General features: G+C 53.9%; 26 protein-coding genes. 24 read left to right on the top strand and 2 right to left on the bottom strand.

What is annotated here, in order from left to right; genetic code table 11:
* Positions 1-457: 457 nt before the first annotated feature.
* The gene (gene rluC / locus FAZ14_RS02030; protein ID WP_016940852.1) at positions 458-1420 is read left to right on the top strand and encodes a 23S rRNA pseudouridine(955/2504/2580) synthase RluC; all 963 of its coding nucleotides are present in this window, start codon (positions 458-460) and stop codon (positions 1418-1420) included.
* A 71-nt stretch (positions 1421-1491) separates the two neighbouring features.
* Here rluC and FAZ14_RS02025 read toward each other — a convergent pair whose 3' ends face one another.
* Positions 1492-2094, bottom strand: a complete 603-nt coding sequence (locus tag FAZ14_RS02025; RefSeq protein WP_016940851.1) for a Maf family protein — start codon at positions 2092-2094, stop codon at positions 1492-1494.
* A 142-nt stretch (positions 2095-2236) separates the two neighbouring features.
* Between FAZ14_RS02025 and yceD the strand changes: the two genes are divergently transcribed.
* The 23 genes from yceD (at position 2237) to FAZ14_RS01910 (ending at position 22457) form a co-directional block, all read left to right on the top strand.
* Complete coding sequence (gene yceD / locus FAZ14_RS02020; RefSeq protein ID WP_016940850.1) at positions 2237-2758, top strand: 23S rRNA accumulation protein YceD; 522 nt, start codon at positions 2237-2239, stop codon at positions 2756-2758.
* Between the two features lie 16 nt (positions 2759-2774).
* Entirely contained in the window at positions 2775-2945 is a 171-nt protein-coding gene (rpmF, locus tag FAZ14_RS02015) for a 50S ribosomal protein L32 (RefSeq protein WP_012769343.1), read from the top strand.
* Positions 2946-2971: 26 nt separating this feature from the next.
* Positions 2972-4018 (top strand): phosphate acyltransferase PlsX, encoded by a 1047-nt coding sequence (gene plsX / locus FAZ14_RS02010; protein ID WP_016940849.1) that lies wholly within the window; start codon positions 2972-2974, stop codon positions 4016-4018.
* Between the two features lie 6 nt (positions 4019-4024).
* A complete protein-coding gene (locus tag FAZ14_RS02005) occupies positions 4025-4975 on the top strand; it encodes a beta-ketoacyl-ACP synthase III (RefSeq protein ID WP_016940848.1) in 951 nt (316 codons plus the stop codon).
* Between the two features lie 19 nt (positions 4976-4994).
* Positions 4995-5924 (top strand): ACP S-malonyltransferase, encoded by a 930-nt coding sequence (gene fabD, locus FAZ14_RS02000; protein ID WP_016940847.1) that lies wholly within the window; start codon positions 4995-4997, stop codon positions 5922-5924.
* A gap of 14 nt (positions 5925-5938) precedes the next feature.
* Positions 5939-6673, top strand: a complete 735-nt coding sequence (gene fabG / locus FAZ14_RS01995) for a 3-oxoacyl-ACP reductase FabG (RefSeq protein ID WP_016940846.1) — start codon at positions 5939-5941, stop codon at positions 6671-6673.
* A 154-nt stretch (positions 6674-6827) separates the two neighbouring features.
* Positions 6828-7064, top strand: coding sequence for an acyl carrier protein (gene acpP, locus FAZ14_RS01990; RefSeq protein WP_016940845.1), 237 nt, complete (start codon positions 6828-6830; stop codon positions 7062-7064).
* Positions 7065-7145: 81 nt separating this feature from the next.
* Positions 7146-8384 (top strand): beta-ketoacyl-ACP synthase II, encoded by a 1239-nt coding sequence (fabF, locus tag FAZ14_RS01985; protein WP_016940844.1) that lies wholly within the window; start codon positions 7146-7148, stop codon positions 8382-8384.
* A 125-nt stretch (positions 8385-8509) separates the two neighbouring features.
* Positions 8510-9313, top strand: a complete 804-nt coding sequence (gene pabC / locus FAZ14_RS01980) for an aminodeoxychorismate lyase (RefSeq protein ID WP_153507969.1) — start codon at positions 8510-8512, stop codon at positions 9311-9313.
* A 6-nt stretch (positions 9314-9319) separates the two neighbouring features.
* Positions 9320-10354, top strand: a complete 1035-nt coding sequence (mltG, locus tag FAZ14_RS01975; protein ID WP_153507968.1) for an endolytic transglycosylase MltG — start codon at positions 9320-9322, stop codon at positions 10352-10354.
* Positions 10344-10988, top strand: coding sequence for a dTMP kinase (tmk, locus tag FAZ14_RS01970; protein ID WP_153507967.1), 645 nt, complete (start codon positions 10344-10346; stop codon positions 10986-10988). Before mltG ends, tmk begins: the two co-directional genes overlap by 11 nt.
* A 7-nt stretch (positions 10989-10995) precedes the next feature.
* Positions 10996-12006: a DNA polymerase III subunit delta' gene (gene holB, locus FAZ14_RS01965; protein ID WP_016940840.1), complete on the top strand. Its 1011-nt coding sequence runs from the start codon at positions 10996-10998 to the stop codon at positions 12004-12006.
* Positions 12007-12024: 18 nt separating this feature from the next.
* Positions 12025-12819 carry a metal-dependent hydrolase gene (locus FAZ14_RS01960; RefSeq protein WP_038926161.1) on the top strand — a complete coding sequence of 265 codons (795 nt, stop codon included), beginning with the start codon at positions 12025-12027 and terminating at the stop codon, positions 12817-12819.
* Between the two features lie 327 nt (positions 12820-13146).
* Positions 13147-14580: a PTS glucose transporter subunit IIBC gene (ptsG, locus tag FAZ14_RS01955; RefSeq protein ID WP_016940838.1), complete on the top strand. Its 1434-nt coding sequence runs from the start codon at positions 13147-13149 to the stop codon at positions 14578-14580.
* A 358-nt stretch (positions 14581-14938) separates the two neighbouring features.
* Positions 14939-16000, top strand: coding sequence for a malate/lactate/ureidoglycolate dehydrogenase (locus FAZ14_RS01950; RefSeq protein ID WP_016940836.1), 1062 nt, complete (start codon positions 14939-14941; stop codon positions 15998-16000).
* A gap of 114 nt (positions 16001-16114) precedes the next feature.
* Entirely contained in the window at positions 16115-16465 is a 351-nt protein-coding gene (gene hinT, locus FAZ14_RS01945; protein ID WP_016940835.1) for a purine nucleoside phosphoramidase, read from the top strand.
* Positions 16466-16471: 6 nt separating this feature from the next.
* Positions 16472-16870 carry a YcfL family putative periplasmic lipoprotein gene (locus FAZ14_RS01940; protein ID WP_016940834.1) on the top strand — a complete coding sequence of 133 codons (399 nt, stop codon included), beginning with the start codon at positions 16472-16474 and terminating at the stop codon, positions 16868-16870.
* A 21-nt stretch (positions 16871-16891) separates the two neighbouring features.
* Entirely contained in the window at positions 16892-17485 is a 594-nt protein-coding gene (gene lpoB, locus FAZ14_RS01935) for a penicillin-binding protein activator LpoB (protein ID WP_038926163.1), read from the top strand.
* Positions 17463-18317, top strand: a complete 855-nt coding sequence (locus FAZ14_RS01930; protein ID WP_153507966.1) for a phosphotransferase — start codon at positions 17463-17465, stop codon at positions 18315-18317. Before lpoB ends, FAZ14_RS01930 begins: the two co-directional genes overlap by 23 nt.
* Before the next feature lie 57 nt (positions 18318-18374).
* On the top strand, positions 18375-19400 hold the full coding sequence (gene nagZ, locus FAZ14_RS01925; protein WP_016940831.1) for a beta-N-acetylhexosaminidase: 1026 nt from the start codon (positions 18375-18377) through the stop codon (positions 19398-19400).
* A gap of 33 nt (positions 19401-19433) precedes the next feature.
* A complete protein-coding gene (ycfP, locus tag FAZ14_RS01920) occupies positions 19434-19976 on the top strand; it encodes an alpha/beta hydrolase YcfP (RefSeq protein WP_016940830.1) in 543 nt (180 codons plus the stop codon).
* Between the two features lie 290 nt (positions 19977-20266).
* The gene (locus tag FAZ14_RS01915) at positions 20267-21574 is read left to right on the top strand and encodes an NAD(P)/FAD-dependent oxidoreductase (protein ID WP_016940829.1); all 1308 of its coding nucleotides are present in this window, start codon (positions 20267-20269) and stop codon (positions 21572-21574) included.
* Positions 21575-21917: 343 nt separating this feature from the next.
* On the top strand, positions 21918-22457 hold the full coding sequence (locus tag FAZ14_RS01910) for a glycine zipper 2TM domain-containing protein (protein WP_016940828.1): 540 nt from the start codon (positions 21918-21920) through the stop codon (positions 22455-22457).
* 79 nt (positions 22458-22536) lie between these two features.
* Here FAZ14_RS01910 and FAZ14_RS01905 read toward each other — a convergent pair whose 3' ends face one another.
* The gene (locus FAZ14_RS01905; RefSeq protein ID WP_016940827.1) at positions 22537-23610 is read right to left on the bottom strand and encodes a LacI family DNA-binding transcriptional regulator; all 1074 of its coding nucleotides are present in this window, start codon (positions 23608-23610) and stop codon (positions 22537-22539) included.
* Positions 23611-23681: the final 71 nt, after the last annotated feature.

Here is a 23681-nt window from a genome sequence, read left to right as displayed (position 1 = left end):
CTGCATAGAGGCGCATGTTTCGGTAGCCTGTATTTCCTGATGGAATACAGCACGTTTACTGCGGGAACAGCTTCTGAAAATAGGTTGCCAGATCTGATTCCATATACCGGCCAAGCTGCAAACCACAGCTCGCTAACTGCCTGATTATTCAATACGTCTTACGCCATTGCTGCGTTTATGAGCAATCAGACAAATATAATAATTCCGCAATTTCCCTTGTTTTACCGGAAATCAGCACGGAAAGCCAAAGCATTATTCCATTGCTGACACGTCGATAGCAAGGTGACTTTGCCTGTCAATATAAAGTTTATTGTGCTGCTTTTAACCAAACTGATACCTGTTGATGCTGAAACCAGTCGGGCCATGGACAGTAACAATATCTTCATAAGCCAGACTGACAGTTAACCATAGAAAAAGATGTGGCGCTATCGGTGTGTGCTCTTTAGAATCCGCCTCCATGAAAACAGAGAATCCAACCGTACAATTTCTGACGATCTCCGCCGAAGAAGCAGGCCAGCGGATCGACAATTTTTTGCGTACGCAACTTAAAGGCGTACCGAAAAGCATGATTTATCGCATCTTGCGTAAAGGCGAGGTGCGGGTAAATAAAAAGCGCGTGAAGCCAGAATACAAATTGCTGGATGGTGATGAGATTCGCATTCCTCCGGTGCGCCAGTCAGAGCGTGAAGAGGCAGCAGTTTCCGCCAGCCTTGATAAAGTCTCCGCGTTGGCAAACTGCATCCTTTATGAGGATGACTACCTGTTGTTGCTGAATAAACCGTCAGGGACAGCGGTGCATGGTGGCAGCGGGCTGAGCTTTGGGGTGATCGAGGGACTGAGAGCACTGCGTCCTGAAGCGCGCTTTCTGGAACTGGTACATCGTCTGGATCGCGATACGTCCGGGGTGTTGCTGGTGGCCAAGAAGCGTTCGGCGTTGCGTTCACTGCATGAGCAACTGCGTGCTAAAGGCATGCAGAAGGATTATCTGGCACTGGTTCGCGGGCAATGGCAGTCACATTGTAAGTCTGTGCAGGCACCGTTGCTGAAAAATGTGCTGCAAAGCGGTGAGCGCATCGTGCGCGTGAATAGTGAAGGTAAACCATCGGAAACGTTGTTTAAGGTAGAAGAGCGATTCGATTGCGCCACACTGGTACGCGCCAGCCCGATAACCGGCAGAACCCACCAGATTCGCGTACATACTCAGCATGCCGGTCATCCGATTGCGTTTGATGATCGCTACGGTGATCGTGATTTCGACGCACAACTGGTGGGTACCGGACTAAAACGTCTGTTTCTCCATGCACAGGCATTGCGTTTCGAGCATCCCCATACCGGTGAAACGTTACGTATTGAGGCTCCGCTCGATGCGGGCTTGCGTCACTGTCTGCAGGTTTTGCGACAACGGCAAAGTCAGAAATAACATGTGCTACTGCGCACGCGTTGCCGACATGGCAGGGCGCGTGCGCGCTCTGCCTCCAGACCACTCCCTCATCATTGCAGTAACGGATTAACCCCTTCCACGCGCAATAACTCCAGTAACGTAATGAGCGGTAAGCCGACAAGCGTATTGGGGTCGCGTCCTGATAACCGGTCAAACAAAGTAATGCCAAGTCCTTCGCTTTTAAAGCTGCCAGCACAGTCAAGCGGCTGCTCAATATCAACGTAGCGTTCAATTTCCCGTGCACTGAGTGCACGAAAATACACGTCAAACGGCTCAACGACCGATTGCAGGTGCGCCGTCGCGCTGTTGAACACTGCCAATCCGGTATAAAAGGTAATGCATTGCCCATTGGCTTGCTGTAACTGGCGTATCGCGTTTTCCGGTGTGTGCGGTTTTCCGGTAATCGTGTTGCCTACCACACACACCTGATCGCTGCCAATAATCAGGCTGTCTGGGTAGCGTTCTGCGAGCGATTTTGCTTTGCCGATAGCCAGTCGGCGAACCAGTTCGGTGGCGCTTTCTCCGGTATCTGGTGTTTCATCGTAATCAGGTGCGGCGCAGATAAACGTCAACCCCAGTTTTTCAAGCAGGGCCTTGCGATAAATGGATGTAGAGGCGAGTACAATCCGGGACATAAATTTCAACCAGGTCATAGCGTAATCAGGGAATGCATTTTAAACTGCTTGTCGCTCTGGAAGCGAATTGAGGTGTGCGAAAGTAAATTTGGGTGAAAGCACTGACATCGCCACCTTTTTCTTTGACTCTCCGTCGTTACGACGTTAATATGCGCGCCCTATGCAAAAGGTAAAATTACCCTTAACCCTTGATGCGGTTCGCACTGCTCAAAAACGTTTAGATTATGTTGGTGTCTATACGGCTGAACAGGTGATGCGTGTTGCCGAATCAGTGGTTAGTGTGGACAGTGATGTGAATGCGACGCTGTCATTCAACATTGACAGCCAGCGGCTGGCAGTGATTGATGGACAGGCTGATGTAACGGTGACGTTGCTGTGTCAGCGCTGCGGCAAGACTTTCGAACATCAGGTCCACACCACGTTCTGTTTTAGCCCGGTCATCAGTGATGAACAGGCTGAAGCCTTGCCGGAGGCTTATGAACCTATCGAAGTCAATGAGTTCGGTGAGGTTGATTTGCTGGCGATGGTTGAAGATGAACTTATCCTCTCTTTACCCATTGCGCCGGTGCATGATTCTGAACACTGTGAAGTGTCCGAAGCGGATATGGTGTTTGGTCAATTGCCCGCTGAGGCGGAAAAACCGAATCCATTTGCCGTATTAGCCAGTTTAAAGCGTAAGTAATTAAGGAGTAAGGTCCATGGCCGTACAACAGAATAAACCTAGCCGTTCCAAGCGTGGTATGCGTCGTGCTCACGATGCGCTGACCACTTCCGCTGTATCCGTAGATAAAGTTTCCGGCGAAACTCATCTGCGTCACCACGTCACTGCGGATGGCTACTACCGCGGTCGCAAGGTTGTTGCTAAGTAATTCTTGCGATTTCGCAAGGAAAAACTTTGACGCGCCTAACCTTGGCGTTAGATGCAATGGGCGGGGACTTCGGTCCCTGCGTTACAGTGCCTGCTGCATTGCAGGCACTGGATTCTAATCCAGACCTCCATTTACTGTTGGTCGGCGATCCTTCTGCGCTTACTCCATTACTTGCCAATGTCGATTCCCCTTTATCTTCCCGTCTGGAAATTGTGCCAGCCGAATCGGTGATAGCGGGTGATGCGCGTCCATCCCAGGCTATTCGAGCCAGTCGGGGGACTTCTATGCGCATCGCCCTGGAGCTGATCCGGGAAGGGCGGGCGCAAGCCTGCGTTAGTGCAGGGAATACCGGCGCGCTGATGGGATTGGCGACGTTACTGATCAAACCCATTGAGGGGATTGAGCGACCAGCATTGATGACGATGTTGCCTCATCAGCAGCACGGGAAGAGCGTTGTATTGGATTTGGGAGCAAATGTTGACTGCGACAGCACGATGCTGGTGCAGTTTGCCGTGATGGGATCGGTCATGGCGGAAGAAATCCTTGGATTGAAGAACCCGCGCGTCGCGTTGCTGAATATCGGTGAAGAAGAGAGCAAAGGGCTTGCCAGTATCCGTGACGCCGCAGCGCAACTGAAAGCTATGCCTTCGATTAACTATATTGGTTATCTGGAAGGCAACGAATTACTGACTGGCAAAACGGACGTGATGGTCTGTGACGGCTTTGTAGGTAACGTCACGTTGAAAACTATGGAAGGTGTCGTGCGAATGTTTTTGTCTCTCCTGAAGGGGACATCCGGTGAGGGAGAGGGTCGGCAAGCACAGCCGTGGTGGTTAAAAGTTGTAGGGCGCTTTTTGCAACGACGTCTGTCCAGGCGTTTTGGACACCTGAACCCTGACCACTATAACGGCGCATGTCTGTTAGGATTACGTGGAATTGTTATAAAGAGCCACGGCGCTGCGAACCAGAATGCGTTTGCCGTAGCGATCGAACAGGCTATGCAGGCAGTGCGGCGACAACTCCCACAGCGGATTGCGTCGCGACTAAAAGCTGTATTACCCAAGAGTGGCTGAGCGTACATGTATACAAAGATTCTCGGAACGGGAAGTTATTTGCCCGAACAAATCAGGACGAATGCTGATTTAGAAAAAATGGTGGATACGTCAGACGAGTGGATCGTTACACGTACCGGTATCCGTGAACGCCGTATTGCTGCGCCTGATGAAAGCGTCGCCTCAATGGGGTATCGTGCGGCACAGAACGCACTGGATATGGCGGGTATCGACCAGAGTCGGGTCGGTTTGCTTATCGTAGCGACGACGTCGTCCAGCCATGCGTTCCCCAGCTCGGCCTGCCAAATCCAGCACATGCTGGGAATTAAAGATACGATCGCTTTTGATCTCGCTGCCGCCTGTGCCGGGTTTACCTATGCGTTAAGTGTCGCAGATCAGTATGTCAAAAGTGGTGCGGTGGACTATGCATTGGTCATCGGGTCTGATGCGTTGTCCAGAACGCTTGATCCGGCTGATCGCGGTACGCTGATTCTCTTCGGCGATGCGGCGGGCGCGGTAGTGCTGGGACGCTCGCAAGAAGCAGGCATTCTGTCCACACATCTGCACGCTGACGGCCGTTATGGTGAGCTTCTGGCCTTGCCTTATACCGATCGGCAAACGCCTGAGCCGGCCTATCTGACGATGGCGGGTAACGAAGTATTTAAAGTCGCTGTAACGGAACTGGCCCATATTGTTGAAGAAACATTGGATGTCTCTGGCCTTGATAAGAGCAAAATCGACTGGCTGGTTCCCCATCAGGCAAACCTGCGCATTATAAGCGCTACCGCCAAAAAATTAGGTATGGGCATGGATAAAGTGGTGGTAACGCTCGATCGCCATGGCAACACGTCCGCGGCTTCCGTGCCTTCAGCGCTTGATGAAGCGGTTCGCGATGGTCGTATCCAGCGCGGTCAGTTGATTCTCTTAGAAGCATTCGGTGGTGGTTTCACCTGGGGTTCAGCGCTGATCCGTTTTTGATTAATCAGGACCTATTACTATGACGAAATTTGCAATGGTATTTCCCGGTCAGGGCTCCCAGTCTGTGGGGATGCTGGCAGAGTTGGCTGAACAGTTTCCGCTTATCAAAGAAACGTTTGACGAGGCTTCCTCTGTACTGGGATATGACCTGTGGCAGCTTTCCCAACAAGGGCCGGCAGAAGAACTGAATAAAACCTGGCAGACCCAGCCAGCGTTGCTGACAGCATCAGTAGCACTTTGGCGTGTCTGGCAGCAACAGGGCGGTGCACAGCCGACATTGATGGCTGGTCATAGCCTGGGCGAATACTCCGCGCTGGTATGCGCTGGGGTGCTGGATTTCAAACAGGCCGTGAGCCTGGTTGAACTGCGCGGTAAACTGATGCAGGAAGCGGTACCGGAAGGAACGGGCGCAATGTACGCGATCATTGGTCTCGATAATGACGCGATTGCCACTGCCTGTGCCGAGGCGGCGCAAGGTCAGGTCGTTTCGCCAGTGAACTTCAATTCGCCAGGGCAGGTTGTTATTGCCGGTAATAAAGAAGCGGTTGAACGTGCCGGTGCTGCCTGTAAAGCCGCGGGTGCGAAACGTGCTTTACCGTTGCCGGTCAGCGTACCTTCACACTGTGCACTGATGGAACCCGCAGCCTATAAACTGGCACAAGCGCTGGAGGCGGTGACGTTCGATGCACCGCAGATTCCGGTGGTGAATAATGTGGATGTGCGGGCTGAATCTGCACCGCAAGCTATTCGCAGCGCACTGGTGCGTCAACTGCATAACCCGGTCCGCTGGACGGAGTGCGTCGAATATATAGCCGATCAGGGCGTGTCAGCCCTGGCGGAAGTTGGGCCTGGTAAAGTATTGACCGGGCTGACCAAACGAATCGTCGACAGCCTCGCGGCGACGGCGATTAATGATCCTGCTTCCTTATCAGCAGCGCTTGAACAGTAAAAACGGTGAAGATAATGAATTTTGAAGGAAAAGTTGCCCTGGTGACGGGTGCAAGTCGAGGCATTGGTCGTGCTATTGCCGAGATGCTGGCTGCCCGTGGCGCCACCGTAATCGGTACCGCCACCAGTGAGAAAGGGGCGGCGGATATCAGCGAATGGCTGGGGCCGAAAGGCAAAGGCTACGCGTTAAACGTTACGGATAGCGCCTCGATTGAAAGCGTTTTGGCCAGTATCAAAGAAGTGTTCGGCGATATTGATATTCTGGTCAACAATGCCGGTATCACGCGCGATGATCTGATGATGCGCATGAAAGACGATGCCTGGCAGGAAGTGCTGGATACCAACCTGAGTTCGGTTTTCCGCCTGTCGAAAGCAGTGTTGCGTGCCATGATGAAAAAACGTTTTGGCCGCATCATTACTGTCGGTTCCGTGATTGGTTCTCGCGGTAACGCGGGACAGGCCAACTATGCTGCGGCTAAAGCAGGGTTGGTGGGGTTCAGTAAGTCGCTGGCGCAGGAAGTCGCGTCTCGCGGTATTACTGTCAACGTTGTCGCGCCTGGCTTCATTGAAACCGATATGACCCGGGCATTGACAGAGGAACAACGGGCGGGCATTTTGGCGGGAGTTCCTGCCAGCCGTCTGGGTGATCCAAAAGAAATCGCCAGTGCTGTGGCGTTTTTAGCCTCTGATGAGGCGGGCTACATTACCGGTGAAACATTGCATGTCAATGGTGGCATGTATATGATCTGATAAGTAGCACCGTAATTTGCGTTAATTTACAGCGAAAAATGCAAAAAGCACAAAATCTTGGTTCGACCAGTATTGATTTTGTTGCATCTTTTTCAACATTTTATACACTACGAAAACCATCGCGAAAGCGAGTTTTGATAGGAAATTTAAGAGTATGAGCACTATCGAAGAACGCGTTAAGAAAATCATCGTTGAACAGTTGGGTGTTAAGGCGGAAGAAGTCGTGAACAATGCCTCTTTCGTTGATGACCTGGGCGCTGATTCTCTTGACACTGTTGAGCTGGTAATGGCATTGGAAGAAGAATTCGATACCGAGATTCCAGACGAAGAAGCTGAAAAAATCACGACTGTTCAGGCAGCCATCGATTTCATTCAAGCTAATCAGCAGTAATCGAACATATCTAGGCGGTCGCTCGACCGCCTAAGTTTTCTTCTACCTCAGTATCATTTTTTCCCTCCCTGGAGGATCAGCGTGTCTAAGCGTCGAGTGGTTGTGACTGGTCTGGGCATGTTATCTCCTGTCGGCAATACAGTAGCGTCAACCTGGAATGCTCTGCTTGCCGGTCAGAGTGGTATCAGCCTGATTGATCATTTCGATACTAGTGCCTATGCAACGCGTTTTGCTGGCTTAGTAAAGGACTTTAACAGTGAAGACTTCATCTCGCGTAAAGAAGCGCGCAAGATGGATGCCTTTATTCAATACGGAATTGCAGCAGGCATTCAGGCCATGCAGGACTCAGGCCTTGAGGTAACGGAAGCTAATGCGAGTCGTATCGGAGCTGCTATCGGGTCGGGTATTGGTGGGCTGGGGCTGATCGAGGAAAACCATGGCGCGCTGGTGCATGGTGGCCCGCGTAAAATCAGTCCGTTCTTTGTGCCGTCTACCATTGTGAACATGGTCGCGGGACACCTGAGCATCATGTTTGGTCTGCGTGGACCTACCATTTCGATTGCCACCGCATGTACTTCTGGTGTGCATAACATCGGCCACGCTGCGCGTATTATCGCGTATAACGATGCCGATGTTATGTTGGCCGGCGGGGCTGAAAAAGCCAGTACACCGTTGGGCGTAGGCGGATTTGGTGCTGCGCGAGCATTATCGACCCGTAACGAGAATCCACAAGCAGCGAGCCGTCCGTGGGATAAAGATCGTGATGGCTTCGTGCTGGGCGACGGTGCCGGTATCCTGGTGCTGGAAGAGTATGAACATGCCAAAAAGCGCGGCGCGAAAATTTACGCCGAAATCGTCGGTTTTGGTATGAGCAGCGATGCCTATCACATGACGTCTCCGCCGGAAAGCGGTGCCGGAGCCGCTCTGGCGATGGAAAACGCGTTGCGTGATGCAGGCATTACCACCGATAAAGTGGGTTACATCAACGCACACGGCACGTCTACCCCGGCGGGTGACAAGGCCGAAACGCAGGCAGTGAAATCCGTTTTTGGTGCAGATACCCGTGTGATGGTCAGTTCGACCAAGTCGATGATCGGCCATCTGCTGGGCGCAGCGGGTGCGGTAGAGTCAATCTTCTGTATCATGGCGCTGCGTGATAATGCTGTTCCACCGACCATCAACCTGGATAACCCTGATGATGGTTGTGATCTGGACTTTGTAGCGCACGAAGCGCGTCAGGTCGCCAATATGGAATACACTTTGTGTAACTCCTTTGGTTTCGGCGGCACCAACGGTTCTGTGGTGTTCCGAAAAATCTGATGTAATGCTTTAATAAAGAGCCCGGTTCTGCCGGGTTTTTTTTCGTCTGTGCAAAAATAGGAGTATTGCCGCTTGCCGGACACCCCGGCGATTGACAGGCTTGCACTCTGGCCGGGGAGGCGACTATGTGGTGGGTTGACGGAAAGGCGGAACAGCAACTGCCGGTATCGGATCGCAGTGTTCAATTTGGTGACGGTTGTTTTACTACCGCCAGGGTTGTGACGGGGCAGGTAGTATGGCTGGAGCGGCATATCCAGCGGCTTCGGCAGGCGGCGGAAACATTGCTGTTGCCTGAGGTCGACTGGCCGCGCTTGCGCGATGAGATGCAACAGGCGGCGGTGGACCGAGCGGATGGCGTCGTGAAAGTTATCATCAGCCGGGGTCACGGAGGTCGTGGTTACAGCCCCGCTGGGTGTAACCAGCCGGTTCGTATCGTAATGCAGGCTCCCTACCCACAGCATTACGTCAACTGGCGTCAGGATGGCATTCGGCTGGCGCTCAGTCCGGTGCCGCTGGCGCAAAATACGTGGCTGGCGGGTATCAAGCACTTGAACCGGCTGGAGCAGGTACTGATTCGCACGCATCTCGAACGCTCTGGTGCCGATGAGGCGTTGGTGCTTGACACCTCCGGGGCGCTGGTGGAATGCTGTGCCGCTAATTTATTCTGGCGTAAGGGATCGCGGGTTTTTACGCCAGATCTCTCGCTTTGCGGTGTTGACGGTGTGGCACGGCGACATATTATGGCGCTGTTGCAGTCCTCCGCGTTTGAACTCCATGTGGTATCGGAACCTTTGGAAACGTTGGCGGATGCCGATGAAGTGCTGGTGTGCAATGCGCTGATGCCGGTGATACCCGTGAATCAGGCGCATATCTGGCGTTATCGCTCACGAGAGTTATATGACTTTCTGAGCCCTAACTGTGAGTCATGATGGGTTATGAAGAGAACGACGTGGGGTCTTGGGATTATTGTTCTGTTGGCGGTGGTTGTCTGGAGCGGGTGGCGGCAAATACAACACTTCGCTGCCTTGCCGCTTATCATCAAACAGGAAACCATTTTTACTCTCCCAGCCGGCACGAATCGTGAAGGCTTACAAGCATTACTGACAGAACAGCATATTATTGATGACAGTCACTGGTTCCCCTGGTTACTGCAGTTGGAACCGGAGCTGGCCACGTTTAAAGCCGGAACCTATCGTCTGACGCCTGCCATGACCGTGCGCGATATGCTGGTGCTGTTAGCCAGTGGCAAGGAGGCACAGTTTTCGGTGCGATTTGTGGAAGGGTCGCGTCTGAAAGAGTGGCTGGAAACACTGAAATCGGCCCCGTATCTGCGGCACACGCTGGAGGATAAAACCCCGCAAGAGATTGCTGAAGCGATAGGGCTGAAAGATAAACCGAACCCTGAAGGGTGGTTTTACCCGGATACTTACCTTCATACCGCCGGGATGAGTGATAAGTCGATTCTGCAACGGGCACATCAGCGGATGACCAAAATACTTAATGACGTCTGGACTGCTCGGGATGAAGGGCTGCCGTATAAGTCGCCGGAAGAACTGCTGGTGATGGCGTCATTGATTGAAAAAGAGACCGCGATTAACGAGGAGCGGCCACTGGTGGCGTCGGTATTTATCAACCGCCTGCGCGTGGGGATGCGTTTGCAGACTGACCCGACGGTAATCTACGGCATGGGCGAGAACTATAACGGCGTGATTACCCGCAGTGCGCTTGAAGCGGCCACTCCGTACAATACCTATGTGATTAATGGGCTACCGCCAACACCGATCGCCATGCCGGGCAAGGCATCACTTGAAGCGGCCGCGCATCCGGCCAAAACCAGTTATCTCTATTTTGTGGCCGATGGTAAAGGTGGGCATACGTTTACCTCGAATCTAAACGATCATAATCGCGCCGTGCAGGCGTATCGTTCCGCGCAGGCTGCAGCCGCCGGAAAGGAAAAGAATGAACAGTAAATTTATTGTGATTGAGGGGCTCGAAGGGGCGGGGAAGACCAGCGCTCATGCCGTGGTGGTGGAAACACTGCGCGAGTTTGGTATCGACGATATTGTATTTACCCGTGAACCTGGCGGTACGCCATTAGCGGAAAAGTTGCGTACGCTTATCAAACAGGGTGTGGCAGAAGAGAAACTCACGGATAAAGCAGAATTGCTGATGTTGTATGCCGCTCGCGTGCAACTGGTGGAGAACGTGATCCGCCCGGCGCTGGAGCGCGGTGCCTGGGTGGTTGGCGACCGACACGACCTCTCGTCTCAGGCTTACCAGGGCGGTGGGCGGGGAATGGACCCGCACTTGATGGCGTCATTACGGGACACGGTGTTAGGCAATTTTCGTCCTGATTTGACGCTTTATCTGGATATTCCACCTGATCTGGGGCTAAAACGCGCCCGCCAGCGCGGTGAACTGGATCGTATCGAGCAAGAGTCGCTGGCGTTTTTCGAACGAACCCGCGCCCGTTATCAGCAATTGGCGGCGGCCGACAACAGTATTGTGACGGTTGACGCGTCCCGCGGGCTGGAAGAGGTCAACGCGGATATTCGCCGGGTACTCTGTGACTGGTTGCAGCGGCTGACCGGGCGAGGGGAGTGAATCGCTGATGGAGTGGTATCCCTGGCTGAACGCACCTTACCGACAGTTACTGGCGTCGCATCAGGCAAAACGCGGCCATCATGCGGTGTTGTTGCAGGCTATCGATGGGATGGGCGAGGCGTCGCTGGCGTATGCCTTCAGCCGGTGGCTGCTGTGTCAGCAGCCGGAGGGGGCCAAAAGCTGTGGCCGTTGCCATTCCTGTGAGTTGATGAACGCGGGGACCCACCCTGACTGGCACACCCTCAGCCCCGAAAAGGGGAAGCACAGTCTGGGGGTCGACGCGGTGCGTGATGCACTGGAGCAGGTGTACCAGCGTTCGCGGCAGGGGGGGGCCAAGGTCGTTTGGCTACCACTGGCGGAAAGCCTGACCGAAGCGGCGGCTAATGCGTTGCTGAAAACATTGGAAGAACCGCCAGCACAGACCTATTTCCTGTTAGGGTGCCGTACACCGGGACAGTTGCTGGCGACGTTGCGCAGTCGCTGTTTGCATTTATACCTGGATGCACCGGCGCAGGCGCAAGCCATGCAGTGGCTGCGTACGCGCGGGGTCGCTGATGAGATGGCGTCACAGACCGCATTGCGGTTGTCGGCAGGGGCACCACTGGCCGCAGAGGCGCTGCTGCAACCCGACATCTGGAAAGCACGCCAGGCGGTCTGCCAGCAGTTAGGTCTCAGTCTGCAATCAGGCGACGCGCTAACGCTGTTGCCTGTATTGAATCATGATGACGCTGAACGCCGCATTCACTGGGTTAGCACCGTATTTCTGGATGCGCTGAAATGGCGCTATCAGGCGGCTAGCCTGCGAACCAACCAGGATCAGGCACCATTAGTGGCGCAACTGGCATCACAGTGTGGCGATGCCCGCTTGCATGCCAGTCTGCGGTGTTGGTTGCAGTGCCGTCACCAACTGGTGTCGGTGACTGGCGTTAACCGCGAATTGTTACTAACGGAACTGTTGTTGACGTGGGAGTCGGTATTGTCGTCTCCTACGTTGCCGATTCCGTCACCTTTTTCCTGAATACCGGAAGTCCTGATTATGTTGTTAGTTGATTCCCACTGCCATCTTGATGGTTTGGATTATCAGTCTCTGCACCACGATGTGTCTGATGTATTGAACAAGGCACGTGAGCGTGATGTGGGCTTTTTTCTGGCGGTAGCCACCACGTTACCTGGGTTTCGCGCGATGACTGAGTTGATTGGCGAACGTGACGATGTGGCGTTTTCCTGCGGGGTACACCCACTCAGCCAGGAAACACCGTATGATTTCGCTGAACTGCGTACACTGGCGGCGTTGCCGTCGGTGGTGGCATTAGGTGAAACCGGGCTGGATTACTATTATCAGCAAGATACCCTCTCTTCGCAGCAGGCGTCGTTTCGTGAACACATTCGCATTGGCCGGGAGTTGCATAAACCCGTTATTGTGCATACCCGCTCTGCGCGTGAAGATACGCTGGCTATCCTGCGCGAAGAAAAGGCCGATGAATGCGGCGGTGTACTACACTGTTTTACCGAGGATAAGGAAACAGCGGAGCAACTGCTGGATCTCGGGTTCTACATTTCTTTTTCCGGGATTGTGACCTTCCGTAATGCTGAGGCACTGCGAGATGTCGCACGCTATGTGCCGTTAGACAGGCTATTGATTGAAACCGATTCTCCGTGGCTGGCACCGGTTCCCTATCGCGGCAAGGAAAATCAGCCCGCGTATGTGCGTGATGTTGCGGAATATCTGGCTGTTCTCAAAAATGTCAGTCTCGAAAAGCTGGCATCCACCACCACCGAAAACTTCGCCCGCCTATTCCATATTGATCCTGCGCGGTTGACCGTGGCGTGATCCTGGTTGAGAATACGCGAGTTTTTTTTGGCTTCGTAATTAATCGCTAGTAACCCCTGCCACTTGTCGTGTTTACTGCACGGTGGCAGGGCTAATTTTTGGCGTTAGATCACAAACTATAAGACTTCTGATAGTAACGTGGGTTTCTCATGAGTTGAAACGTGACTGCTATCAAACATTTGATGCAACATTTATTTTACTCTGCGTAAAAATTAATGAGGATGCATATCACATCCCGACCGCGTGAAGGATGACCTCCCCACCTTCAGGTGAACTATCAGAAACTATCAGAAATAGAAGCACTATTACTCAGGAGCACTCTCTATTATGTTCAAGAATGCATTTGCAAACCTGCAAAAAGTAGGTAAATCGCTGATGCTGCCAGTGTCTGTGCTGCCTATCGCCGGTATTTTACTGGGCGTCGGGTCAGCCAACTTTAGCTGGTTGCCGGCGGTTGTTTCCAGCGTGATGGCGCAGGCAGGCGACTCTGTGTTTGCCAATATGCCGCTGATTTTTGCCATCGGTGTGGCTCTGGGCTTTACCAACAATGACGGTGTATCGGCGCTGGCGTCGGTAGTCGCTTACGGCATCATGGTGAAAACCATGGCCGTGGTAGCACCGCTGGTGTTGCACATGTCACCGGCTGATATCGCCGCTAATCACATGGCCGATACTGGCGTGTTGGGCGGGATTATTGCTGGTGCGATTGCCGCTTATATGTTCAATCGTTTTTACCGCATTCGCTTGCCTGAGTACCTGGGCTTCTTTGCCGGTAAACGTTTTGTGCCGATCATTTCTGGTTTGACCGCCATCATCACCGGTGTGGTGTTGTCGTTCATTTGGCCACCGGTAGGGAGTGCGATTCAGGCATTTTCTAAATGGGCTGCTTACCAGAACCCGGTGCTGGCATTCGGCATCTACGGTATCGTTGAACGTAGCCTGGTGCCGTTTGGTCTGCACCATATCTGGAACGTACCTTTCCAGATGCAGGTGGGTGAGTTCACTAACGCGGCAGGTCAGGTATTCCATGGTGACATCCCGCGTTATATGGCGGGTGACCCGACGGCGGGCAAACTGTCAGGTGGCTTCCTGTTCAAGATGTATGGTCTGCCTGCTGCTGCACTGGCTATCTGGCATTCGGCGAAACCGGAAAATCGCGCCAAAGTGGGCGGTATCATGATTTCCGCTGCGCTGACTGCGTTCCTGACCGGGATTACCGAACCTATCGAGTTTTCCTTCATCTTCGTAGCGCCGATCCTGTACGTCATCCACGCTATTCTGGCCGGTCTGGCGTTCCCGATTTGTATTCTGCTCGGTATGCGTGATGGCACTAGCTTCTCTCACGGTCTGATCGACTTCATCGTACTGAGTGGCAACGGCAGCAAACTGTGGCTGTTCCCGATTGTGGGTCTGTGCTACGCCGTGGTGTACTACACCATATTCCGCGTACTGATCGCCAAGCTGGATCTGAAAACCCCAGGTCGTGAAGATTCTGCATCCGAGCAGTCTGCTCAGGGCGGTTCTGAAATGGCCGCGTCGCTGGTATCCGCATTCGGTGGTAAAGAAAACATCACCAACCTGGATGCGTGTATTACCCGTCTGCGTGTCAGCGTGGGTGATGTGTCTAAGGTTGACCAGGCTGAGTTGAAGAAACTGGGCGCAGCAGGCGTGGTGGTAGCCGGCTCCGGTGTACAGGCTATCTTCGGTACCAAGTCTGATAACCTGAAAACCGATATGGATGATTACATCCGCAATCACTGAAAGATCCGTCACCACTGACGGATAACAGGGAGTTGACGAAAGGGGCTGCGGCCCCTTTTTTATTGCCACTGATTTTATTGCCACCGATATTGTGCCTTTAATTCCCACCCGACTGAACAGAATCGTTTCCCCTCGCAGGATATTCAGCAGTAGGATGATTGATGCTGCCGCGTGTCATGTAACCGTTGGCATTAACATCACCGACAGCGCGATAACCAACGCCGCCCTGAATAACGATATTGATATTGTTGAGATAACTCTATCGTTGGAATAACAACATCGTTGAATAACAAGATAGTTGAATAACAACATTGTTCATCAGCGGCGTATCACAACATCACTTTTCAGAGGGAACAGGATGCAGATTTCAGCTGAGCGCTTGACGCAGATAGCGTATGAACTGTTACGTCATGCCGGGTGCGAGCATGATGAGGCTGAGTGTGTGGCGCACCACCTGGTTGGCGCGAACCTCAAAGGACACGACAGTCACGGAGTCGGCATGTTGCCGGAATACGTCAGTTTTATCGCCGCAGGTAACATGCACCCCAATACGCCAGCCCGGTTGGTGCAGGATGGCGGTGCGATACTGCAGTTTGCGGGCGATCGCGGGTTTGGGCAACGAACCGGCCGTGAGGCGATGCAGGCGGCGATTGAGCGGGTGAAAACCACCGGTGTGTGCCTGATGACGTTATCGTCAACCTGCCATTTGGGACGGATCGGGACGTACGGTGAAATGGCGGCGCAGGCTGGCCTGATTTCAATTCATTTCGTTAATGTCAGTGATATTGCACCGCTGGTAGCACCGTTTGGCGGCAGTGACGCACGCTTTGGCACCAACCCCATTTGTATCGCCTTCCCGGGCAGTGACAACAACCCTGACTTTATTCTGGATTTTGCCACCAGCGTGGTAGCGCTGGGTAAGACACGCGTAGCCTGGCTGGCGGGGAAAACCTTTGATGAGCCGGTGATGCTAGACCGTGATGGTCAGCCGAGCGCAGACCCTCGCGTCATGTGGGAAGGGGAGCAAACCGGTGCGCTGCTACCGATCGCACGCCACAAAGGTGGCGGTCTGATTCTGGCTGCGGAACTACTGGCGGGTATTTTGTCCGGTGGCGGCACTATCCATCCGGGTAACCCGCGCGAAGGCGCGATAGTAAACAACATGACCACGATTCTGATTGACCCAACGAAGCTGGTGGGCATGTCATGGCTGCAACAGGAGTATGATGCCATGCTGGCTTATGTGCGCGCGTCGCGCGTGCCGGACTCGTCCGCGCCGATCCTGATTGCCGGAGAGCCTGAGCGTCAGGCGCGTGCGCAACGTCTGGCTGATGGTATCGTCATTTCCGAAGGTGAGTGGCGGAAAATTACCGATGCCGGGTGCTCGTTGGGGATGTCAGCGGCATTTTTTGCGGCGTAATACCTTGCTTAAGGCATGGCATACGCTGACAAAGAGAGTTGAAAAACAGTAGATTTATCACTCATACTGCAAGCCGCTTCGCGCAAGAGCGCTTGTTTTTAAAGGAACTGTGTCATGGCTGAAGAAACCATTTTCAGTAAGATCATTCGTCGGGAAATCCCCGCCGATATCGTTTATCAGGACGAACTGGTGACGGCTTTTCGCGACATCGCCCCCCGCACACCCACCCATATTTTGATTGTACCGAATGTACTGATCCCCACGGTGAATGAGACCGCGCCAGAGCACGAGGCCGCGCTTGGTCGAATGATCACGGTTGCGGGTAAGATTGCGCATCAGGAAGGCATTGCGGAGGACGGCTATCGTTTGATCATCAACTGCAATCGCCACGGTGGGCAGGAGGTGTATCACATTCATATGCATCTGCTGGGCGGTCGCCCACTGGGGCCGCTGCTGGCTGGTTGATAGGTCATGCGTAAGGTATTACCCGAAAGCGTGTTACCGGGCATATTGGTCGCCCTGCTACTGGGGATGTCACTCGTCGGGTGTGGCAGGACGACCAGCCTGAACATTAATTCCAAACAGACATTGGTGCTGGATGCCGCAGTACTGGCTGCGGGCATTCGTGCTTCGAATCCGTCGTTGTCGCGTGATAATGCAGCTCAGCAGGCGTCGGCTCGTGTCAGCAACACGTCTACACAGCCGGTAACGCTGCACTATCAATTTTACTGGTATGATCGTCAGGGGCTGGACGTACCGCCGCCGGGTATCAACCAGACGGTGGTGATCCCTGCTCATACGGATATCTCCCTTGTGGCCACGCATGCTAATCCGGCAGCCAGCCAGGTGCGGCTTTATCTTTTTCTCTGATGCGTGATTGAGAGGACAGACATGAAAAAATATCTTGGCATCGTGCTGATGGCGCTGGTGATCGCAGGCTGTAGCAGCCGCGAGCCACAAACAGAACAACCGGCGTCTATCGAGCCCGTCGCGCCACCTGTACCGGTGAAACCGACGTTGCCGCCATCAGAAAGTCAGCCGTTGCCGACACCGCCGAAAATTCAGGTACCGGTGCTCAATTGGTCTGCTGCGGTAACGCCGCTGGTAGGGCAAATGGTGAAAACCGACGGTATTGCGAAAGGCAGTATTCTGTTGGTGAACAAAATTAAAAATAACACCAATGGTTCGCTACAGTCTGCTCAGGCGACCACGGCGTTATACAACGCGTTGGCAGCATCGGGACAATTTACGATGGTGTCGCATGAACAGTTAGGTGTAGCCCGGCAATCGTTAGGTTTGTCCGAAGAAGATAGCCTCGAATCGCGTAGCAAAGCGGTGGGCCTGGCCCGTTATGTCGGTGCGCAGTATGTGCTGTACGCGGATGCCAGCGGTGATGTCAAATCACCTGATTTGGCGATGCAACTGATGCTGGTGCAGACCGGTGAGATAGTCTGGTCCGGTAATGGCTCGGTTCGCCAGCAGTGAAGCGTTGCATGCGCTGTTGCAGCAGGCTCTGCCGGCGGTAGCCACCGCCGGTTTTCATTTGCAGTCGGTCTGTGGCCTTAGCCAGCAGAGTTGGCGTGTGCAATCTCCGGCGGGGATATGGCTGGCGCGTGGCGAAACACCGCAAGGGCGGCAGTTAGGAACTTCCCGCCAGCGTGAGTTCCGCGTGCTGCGTCAGTTGAGCGGACACGCGCTGGCACCGCGCCCGGTATGCTGGCGTGATGGCTGGTTGTTAGTCGAGTGGCTGGCAGGCTTGGAGGTGGATGCCAGCCAGTTTTCGCTCTTGCTCACCGAAGGAAGGCTGGCGGCGTTAATCGCGCGTTTGCATCACCAACCACGTTACGGTTATCCGCTGGCGTTGAAACGCCTGATAGCACATCACTGGCTGCATATGGACCCGGCAAGGCGTTCACCGCAGTTGAAGCGCGTCTGTCGGAGGCTTATCGATAGGCCACTACCCACACCGCTATTGATGGCACCGCTGCATCTGGACGTGCATCCCGGCAATCTGCTGTGTACCACGGCGGGCTGGCGGCTGATTGACTGGGAGTATGCGGCAGACGGCGACATTGGGCTGGAACTGGCATTGTTGTTTCGGGGATGTGAGCTGGATGGGGCGCAGCAGCAGGATTTTTTACAGGCTTACTGCCGTCACTGGCGCGGTTTGTCTCTGACGTCGTTGCGCCAACAGGTGGCGCGCTGGCAATATTGGGCGGATTACCTGGTCTTAATGTGGTTTGAAGTCCGCTGGCGGCAAACCGGTGAGCAGAGCTACCGTCAGACCGCCGATGCATTGCGTCGGGCAGGCGGGTAGCGCTATGGCCGGTTTTGCGGCCATCAGGCTGATTGTAATTAACAAAAAGAGGTTTTTGTGGGTCCGTTAATGTTAGATGTGGCTGGTTATGAGCTGGACGCGGAAGATCGTGAGGTGCTGGCGCACCCGCTGGTAGGGGGCGTTATCCTGTTCAGCCGCAATTTTCACGATGCTGACCAGTTGGCTGAATTAGTCCGCCAGATGCGGCGTGCCTCGCGTGAACGCTTGGTGGTGGCTGTCGATCAGGAAGGCGGCCGGGTACAACGCTTTCGTCACGGCTTTACTCCATTACCGGCTGCCCAGTCTTTTGCTGCATTGAATCCATTGGAGCAGGCACAGCAACTGGCACAAGAAGCGGGCTGGGTCATGGCGGCGGAAATGATCACCCTGGACATTGATATCAGCTTTGCGCCGGTGCTGGATGTGGGACATCGGAGTGCGGCAATCGGCGATCGTGCTTTCCACGACGACCCGGATACCTTGCTGGCCGTCGCGGAGCATTTTATCGCGGGTATGCGTGCCGCCGGTATGAAAGCGACAGGTAAGCACTTCCCCGGACACGGCGCGGTCACGGCGGACTCCCACAAGGAAACGCCTCAGGATAACCGTCCGCTGGCGCAGATTCGTGAACGGGATATGCGTGTCTTTCGGGAGTTGATAGCCCGACAGCAGTTAGACGCCATCATGCCTGCGCATGTTATCTACCGCGATGCGGATCCTCGCCCGGCCAGCGGGTCGCCGTACTGGCTGAAACAGGTGTTGCGTCAGGAGTTGGGATTCGGCGGCATTATTTTCTCGGATGACCTGTCGATGGAAGGGGCGGCGGTGATGGGCGGCTACGCTGAGCGTGCCCAGGCCGCGTTGGACGCTGGCTGCGATATGATTTTGGTGTGCAATCAGCGCCAGGGAGCCATCAGCGTGTTGGATAATCTGTCGGTGGTCAAAGTACCGGGGCTGGAGACGCTCTATCATCGGGGAATGATCACGCGTCGGGAACTGCTGAATTCATCGCGCTGGAAGCAGGCGACGTCGCAGTTGACGGCATTGAGTGAACGCTGGCAGGCACATAAAGCCGCCGGTTAATCACCGCTAAACAAGGCTGGAGGGAAGGCACAGATGATCATCTATTTGCACGGTTTTGATTCAAGCAGTCCGGGTAATCATGAGAAAGTGCTGCAGTTGCAGTTCATCGACCCGGATGTCCGACTGGTGAGCTACAGCACCCTGCATCCGCGACATGATATGCAGCATCTGCTCAGGGAAGTCGACAAGATGCTGCAATCCAATGAGGATAATCGCCCGTTGATTTGTGGCGTTGGACTGGGGGGATTTTGGGCTGAACGCATTGGCTTCCTGTGCGATATCCGTCAGGTCATGTTCAACCCTAATTTGTTCCCGCAAGAGAATATGGCTGGTAAAATCGATCGCCCGGAAGAGTACGCTGATATCGCCACCAAATGCGTAGAGAATTTCCGTGAGAAAAACCGCGATCGCTGCATGGTGGTTTTATCACGTCATGACGACATGCTGGATAACCAGCGCAGCGCCCGCCTGTTGGGCGAGTATTACGAAATCATCTGGAACGACATCGAAGGCCATAAGTTCCGCGATATTTCTTCACACCTGCAGCGCATCAAAGCCTTTAAATCATTAGGCTGATCCCTTCCTGTCGCTTTCTATCGTTGCCGGATTCGCTCAGTGCGGGTCTGGCAGCCTGTTTTTCCTCTGCCGACCTCTTTTGCTAACCTATTGGTTATCAATATCTAATTTTTCAGGCTGACTATCTGTAACTAAAGTAAATTGATTTAAATCAATTTTGGTATGACCAAATGACCTTACATGATATTCTCATGACAAATATCCCATTCAATCATTTATAACCATATGTAATTTAAGGATATTATTTACTCTTTGTTAACTATTGGTTTACAAATTTTCAGGGGGTCATTTTGACATCATTGCCAATCAAGAAAATCGTGATTGTCGGCGGCGGTGCCGGCGGACTGGAACTGGCGACCAGCCTGGGGCGCAAGCTCGGTCGCAAGAATAAAGCGGAAATCACACTGGTGGACCGTAATCACAGCCACCTGTGGAAGCCGCTGCTGCACGAAGTGGCGACCGGTTCGCTGGATGATGACATGGATGCGTTGAGCTATCTGGCGCATGCCCGCCATCATCATTTCAATTTCCAACTGGGTATGCTGACCGATATTGATCGTGAACAGCGTACTATCCAGTTAGCCGAGATCCGCAATGATCAAGGGGAGTTGCTGGTCGCGGCCCGTTCACTGCCTTACGACATTCTGGTGGTGGCGCTGGGCAGTACCTCCAATGACTTTGGCACCCCAGGGGTCAAAGATCACTGCATTTTCCTCGATAACCCGAAACAGGCTCGCCGTTTTCACAACGAAATGCTCAACCTGTTCCTCAAATTCTCCGCCTCTCAGGGCGAAAAAGAGAGGGTCAATATCGCGATTGTCGGGGGCGGTGCCACCGGTGTGGAACTGTCTGCCGAGCTGCACAATGCGGTCAAACAGCTGCACAGTTACGGGTTTGACAGCCTTAGCAATCAAGCGCTGAACGTGACGTTGGTGGAAGCCGGTGAGCGTATTCTGCCAGCCCTGCCACCGCGTATTTCTGCGGCGGCGCATCATGAATTGACTCAACTCGGTGTTCGCGTACTGACCAAAACCATGGTGACCAGCGCTGAACAAGGCGGTCTGAATACCAAGGACGGCGAATTTATTGACGCTGACCTGATGGTATGGGCGGCGGGTATCAAAGCGGCTGATGCCATGAGGGAGATTGCGGGCCTGGAAACCAACCGCATCAACCAGTTGGTGGTAGAGCCGACGCTACAGACCACGCGTGATCCGGCGATTTTCGCCATCGGCGACTGTGCATCTTGTCCTCAGCCAGGTGGTGGCGTGGTGCCGCCGCGTGCGCAGGCCGCGCATCAAATGGCATCACGTTGCTACAGCAATATTCTGGCCTTGCTGAATGATCAGCCACTGAAAGCCTATGTCTATAAAGACCACGGCTCGTTGGTGTCATTATCCAAATTCAGCACCGTCGGTAGTCTGATGGGGAACCTGATGCGTGGCTCGGTGATGGTAGAAGGGCGCATTGCCCGATTCGTTTACATTTCGCTCTACCGTATGCATCAAATTGCGTTGCATGGCTATATCAAAACCGGCCTGATGATGCTGGTCGGTAGCATCAACCGGGTTATCCGCCCGCGCCTCAAATTGCACTAAGGCTGATACCGCTCGGCTTTGCCTTCAGGTTGCCCGCTACCCGGCGGGCAACCTGTTATTCCCCGCCAGACTGCATCTATTCCAGAATAAAATATTGCACTAACGCCAACTTAAGGTAAGAAAACTCTTAAATGTGACGGTTTTGTTATCTGACGCTCCCTTTTAAGGTAGTAATCCGATTGAGAGTACCGCAGGGATTCGGCAGACTTCATCGCATCAGGCGGCGTTGCGCACACGCTGCCCCCCCGCAAGCGGGGCTTTCGGGTCAGCCATCCGGCGGTGATAAACCGTACAAGGCACGGCGAGATGGACGGTGCGTGATTATTTATTCAGGAGGTTTCCTGTGAACAAGTCAATGTTAGCGGGTGTGGGTATCGGTATGGCGGCAGCGCTGGGCGTCGCCGCTGTTGCCAGTCTGGATGTGTTCGCATCCAGACCGCAGTTTGCACAGGTGCTGACAGCTACACCCATCAAAGAAACGGTGAAAACGCCGCGTCAGGAATGCCGTAATGTGACGGTGACGCGCCGTCAGCCGGTACAGGACGAAAACCGCCTTGCCGGTTCACTGTTGGGTGCGGTGGCAGGTGGCGTGTTGGGACACCAGATCGGTGGCGGGCGCGGACGCGATGTGGCAACGGTCGCCGGGGCGCTGGCCGGTGGTTATGCCGGTAACCAGGTGCAAGGGAATATGCAGGACAATGATGTCACCACCTCTACGCAGCAACGCTGCCAAACGGTGTATGACAAGTCACAAAAAGTGCTGGGTTATGACGTCACCTACAAGATTGGCGATCAGGAAGGCAAAATCAGGATGGATCGTGACCCTGGTACCCGTATCCCACTCGACAGCAACGGGCAGTTAGTCATCAACCAATCCAGTTGATGCGCCAGACTGACAGGCCCGCTACACCCTGACGGTATGGCGGGCCTGAAGCCCTGATCCTACCGATTTCACCCCCTCATCAGGCATCGTATAAATCCGTGTCTTGCACCGGCGAGTGGCGCTGACTTGGCCGAATACGCTTGACCGAACTTCTCACGGCCAGCGTACCGTTCAGCAACAGATTGCCGTGACCGCGACCCGGTTGCATCAACTGCAGTTGCAATAATCTGACGGCTTCCCGACCCAATTCTTCGCATGGAATCAGTATCGAGGTGAGCGGGATGTCATGCACCGCCGCCAGGTTGGCACCATCCATGCTCAGTACCGATATGTCTTGTGGTACCCGCAACTTTGCTTTATGCAGCGCATTAATCGCACCTACCGCGATGAAGTTGCCGCCCGCCAGTATCGCGGTAGGGTACTGCTCACGTGGGCAGCTGGCCAGAAACTCGGTGACAGCCTGTTCCGCTTCTGCGCTGCCGAAACCGCGGGGGGTGAGCAGGTGGCGCTCCTCGCTAAACGGTAGATTATGCTGTTGATACGCCTCGCGGATCCCCGTCAGCCGCCACTCCATGGTATAACGCCGCAGGCAGAGTAGGGTGAGGATCTGGCGGTGTCCCTGCTCAATCAGGTAATTGGCAGCAAATTCGCCAATAAGCTGGTGCGCAGGCGAGACACCGGACAACCTCATTTTGTGATCAAAGCAGTTCACCAGTATGCACGGTTTATTCAATTCTGCCGCCAGCGCGTGGATATACGGGTCATCAATACCGATCAATATCGCGCCTTCGGTTTCCGGCGCGGACATTTTCTCCAGAAAGAGTGAGACATCGCTGTCGTTCTCTGCCAGCCCGCAGTAACGCAGGCGAACGTCATGCGGGTCCAGCGACTCCTGCACCCCTTGCAATACCTTGTGATAAAAGATGTCGGCCCGGCTGTTAAAGGCCCGCTCTGGAGCGAACACGGTCAGGCTATTCAGTAATAAACGACCGGTAGCCAGGTTATCCATCACACCGTATTGCCGGGCGGCAGTGAGGATGCGCATCCGTGCCTCTTCACTGGTGTTGGATTTACCCGCCAGCACCCGCGAAACGGTACTGACGGAAAAACCGGTTTGCAGGGCAATATCGCGGATCCGGAGGTTTTTTTTCATTTTGTGATCCTGCTCAATTTGGCTGATGAAAAAATTTTCATAAGCAGAAGATGGTCGGTTTTAGGCATAAA

Origin of the sequence: Dickeya oryzae (assembly GCF_009372235.1) — a bacterium.
GTDB lineage: Bacteria > Pseudomonadota > Gammaproteobacteria > Enterobacterales > Enterobacteriaceae > Dickeya > Dickeya oryzae.
This window is presented reverse-complemented; position numbering and strand designations above follow the sequence as displayed.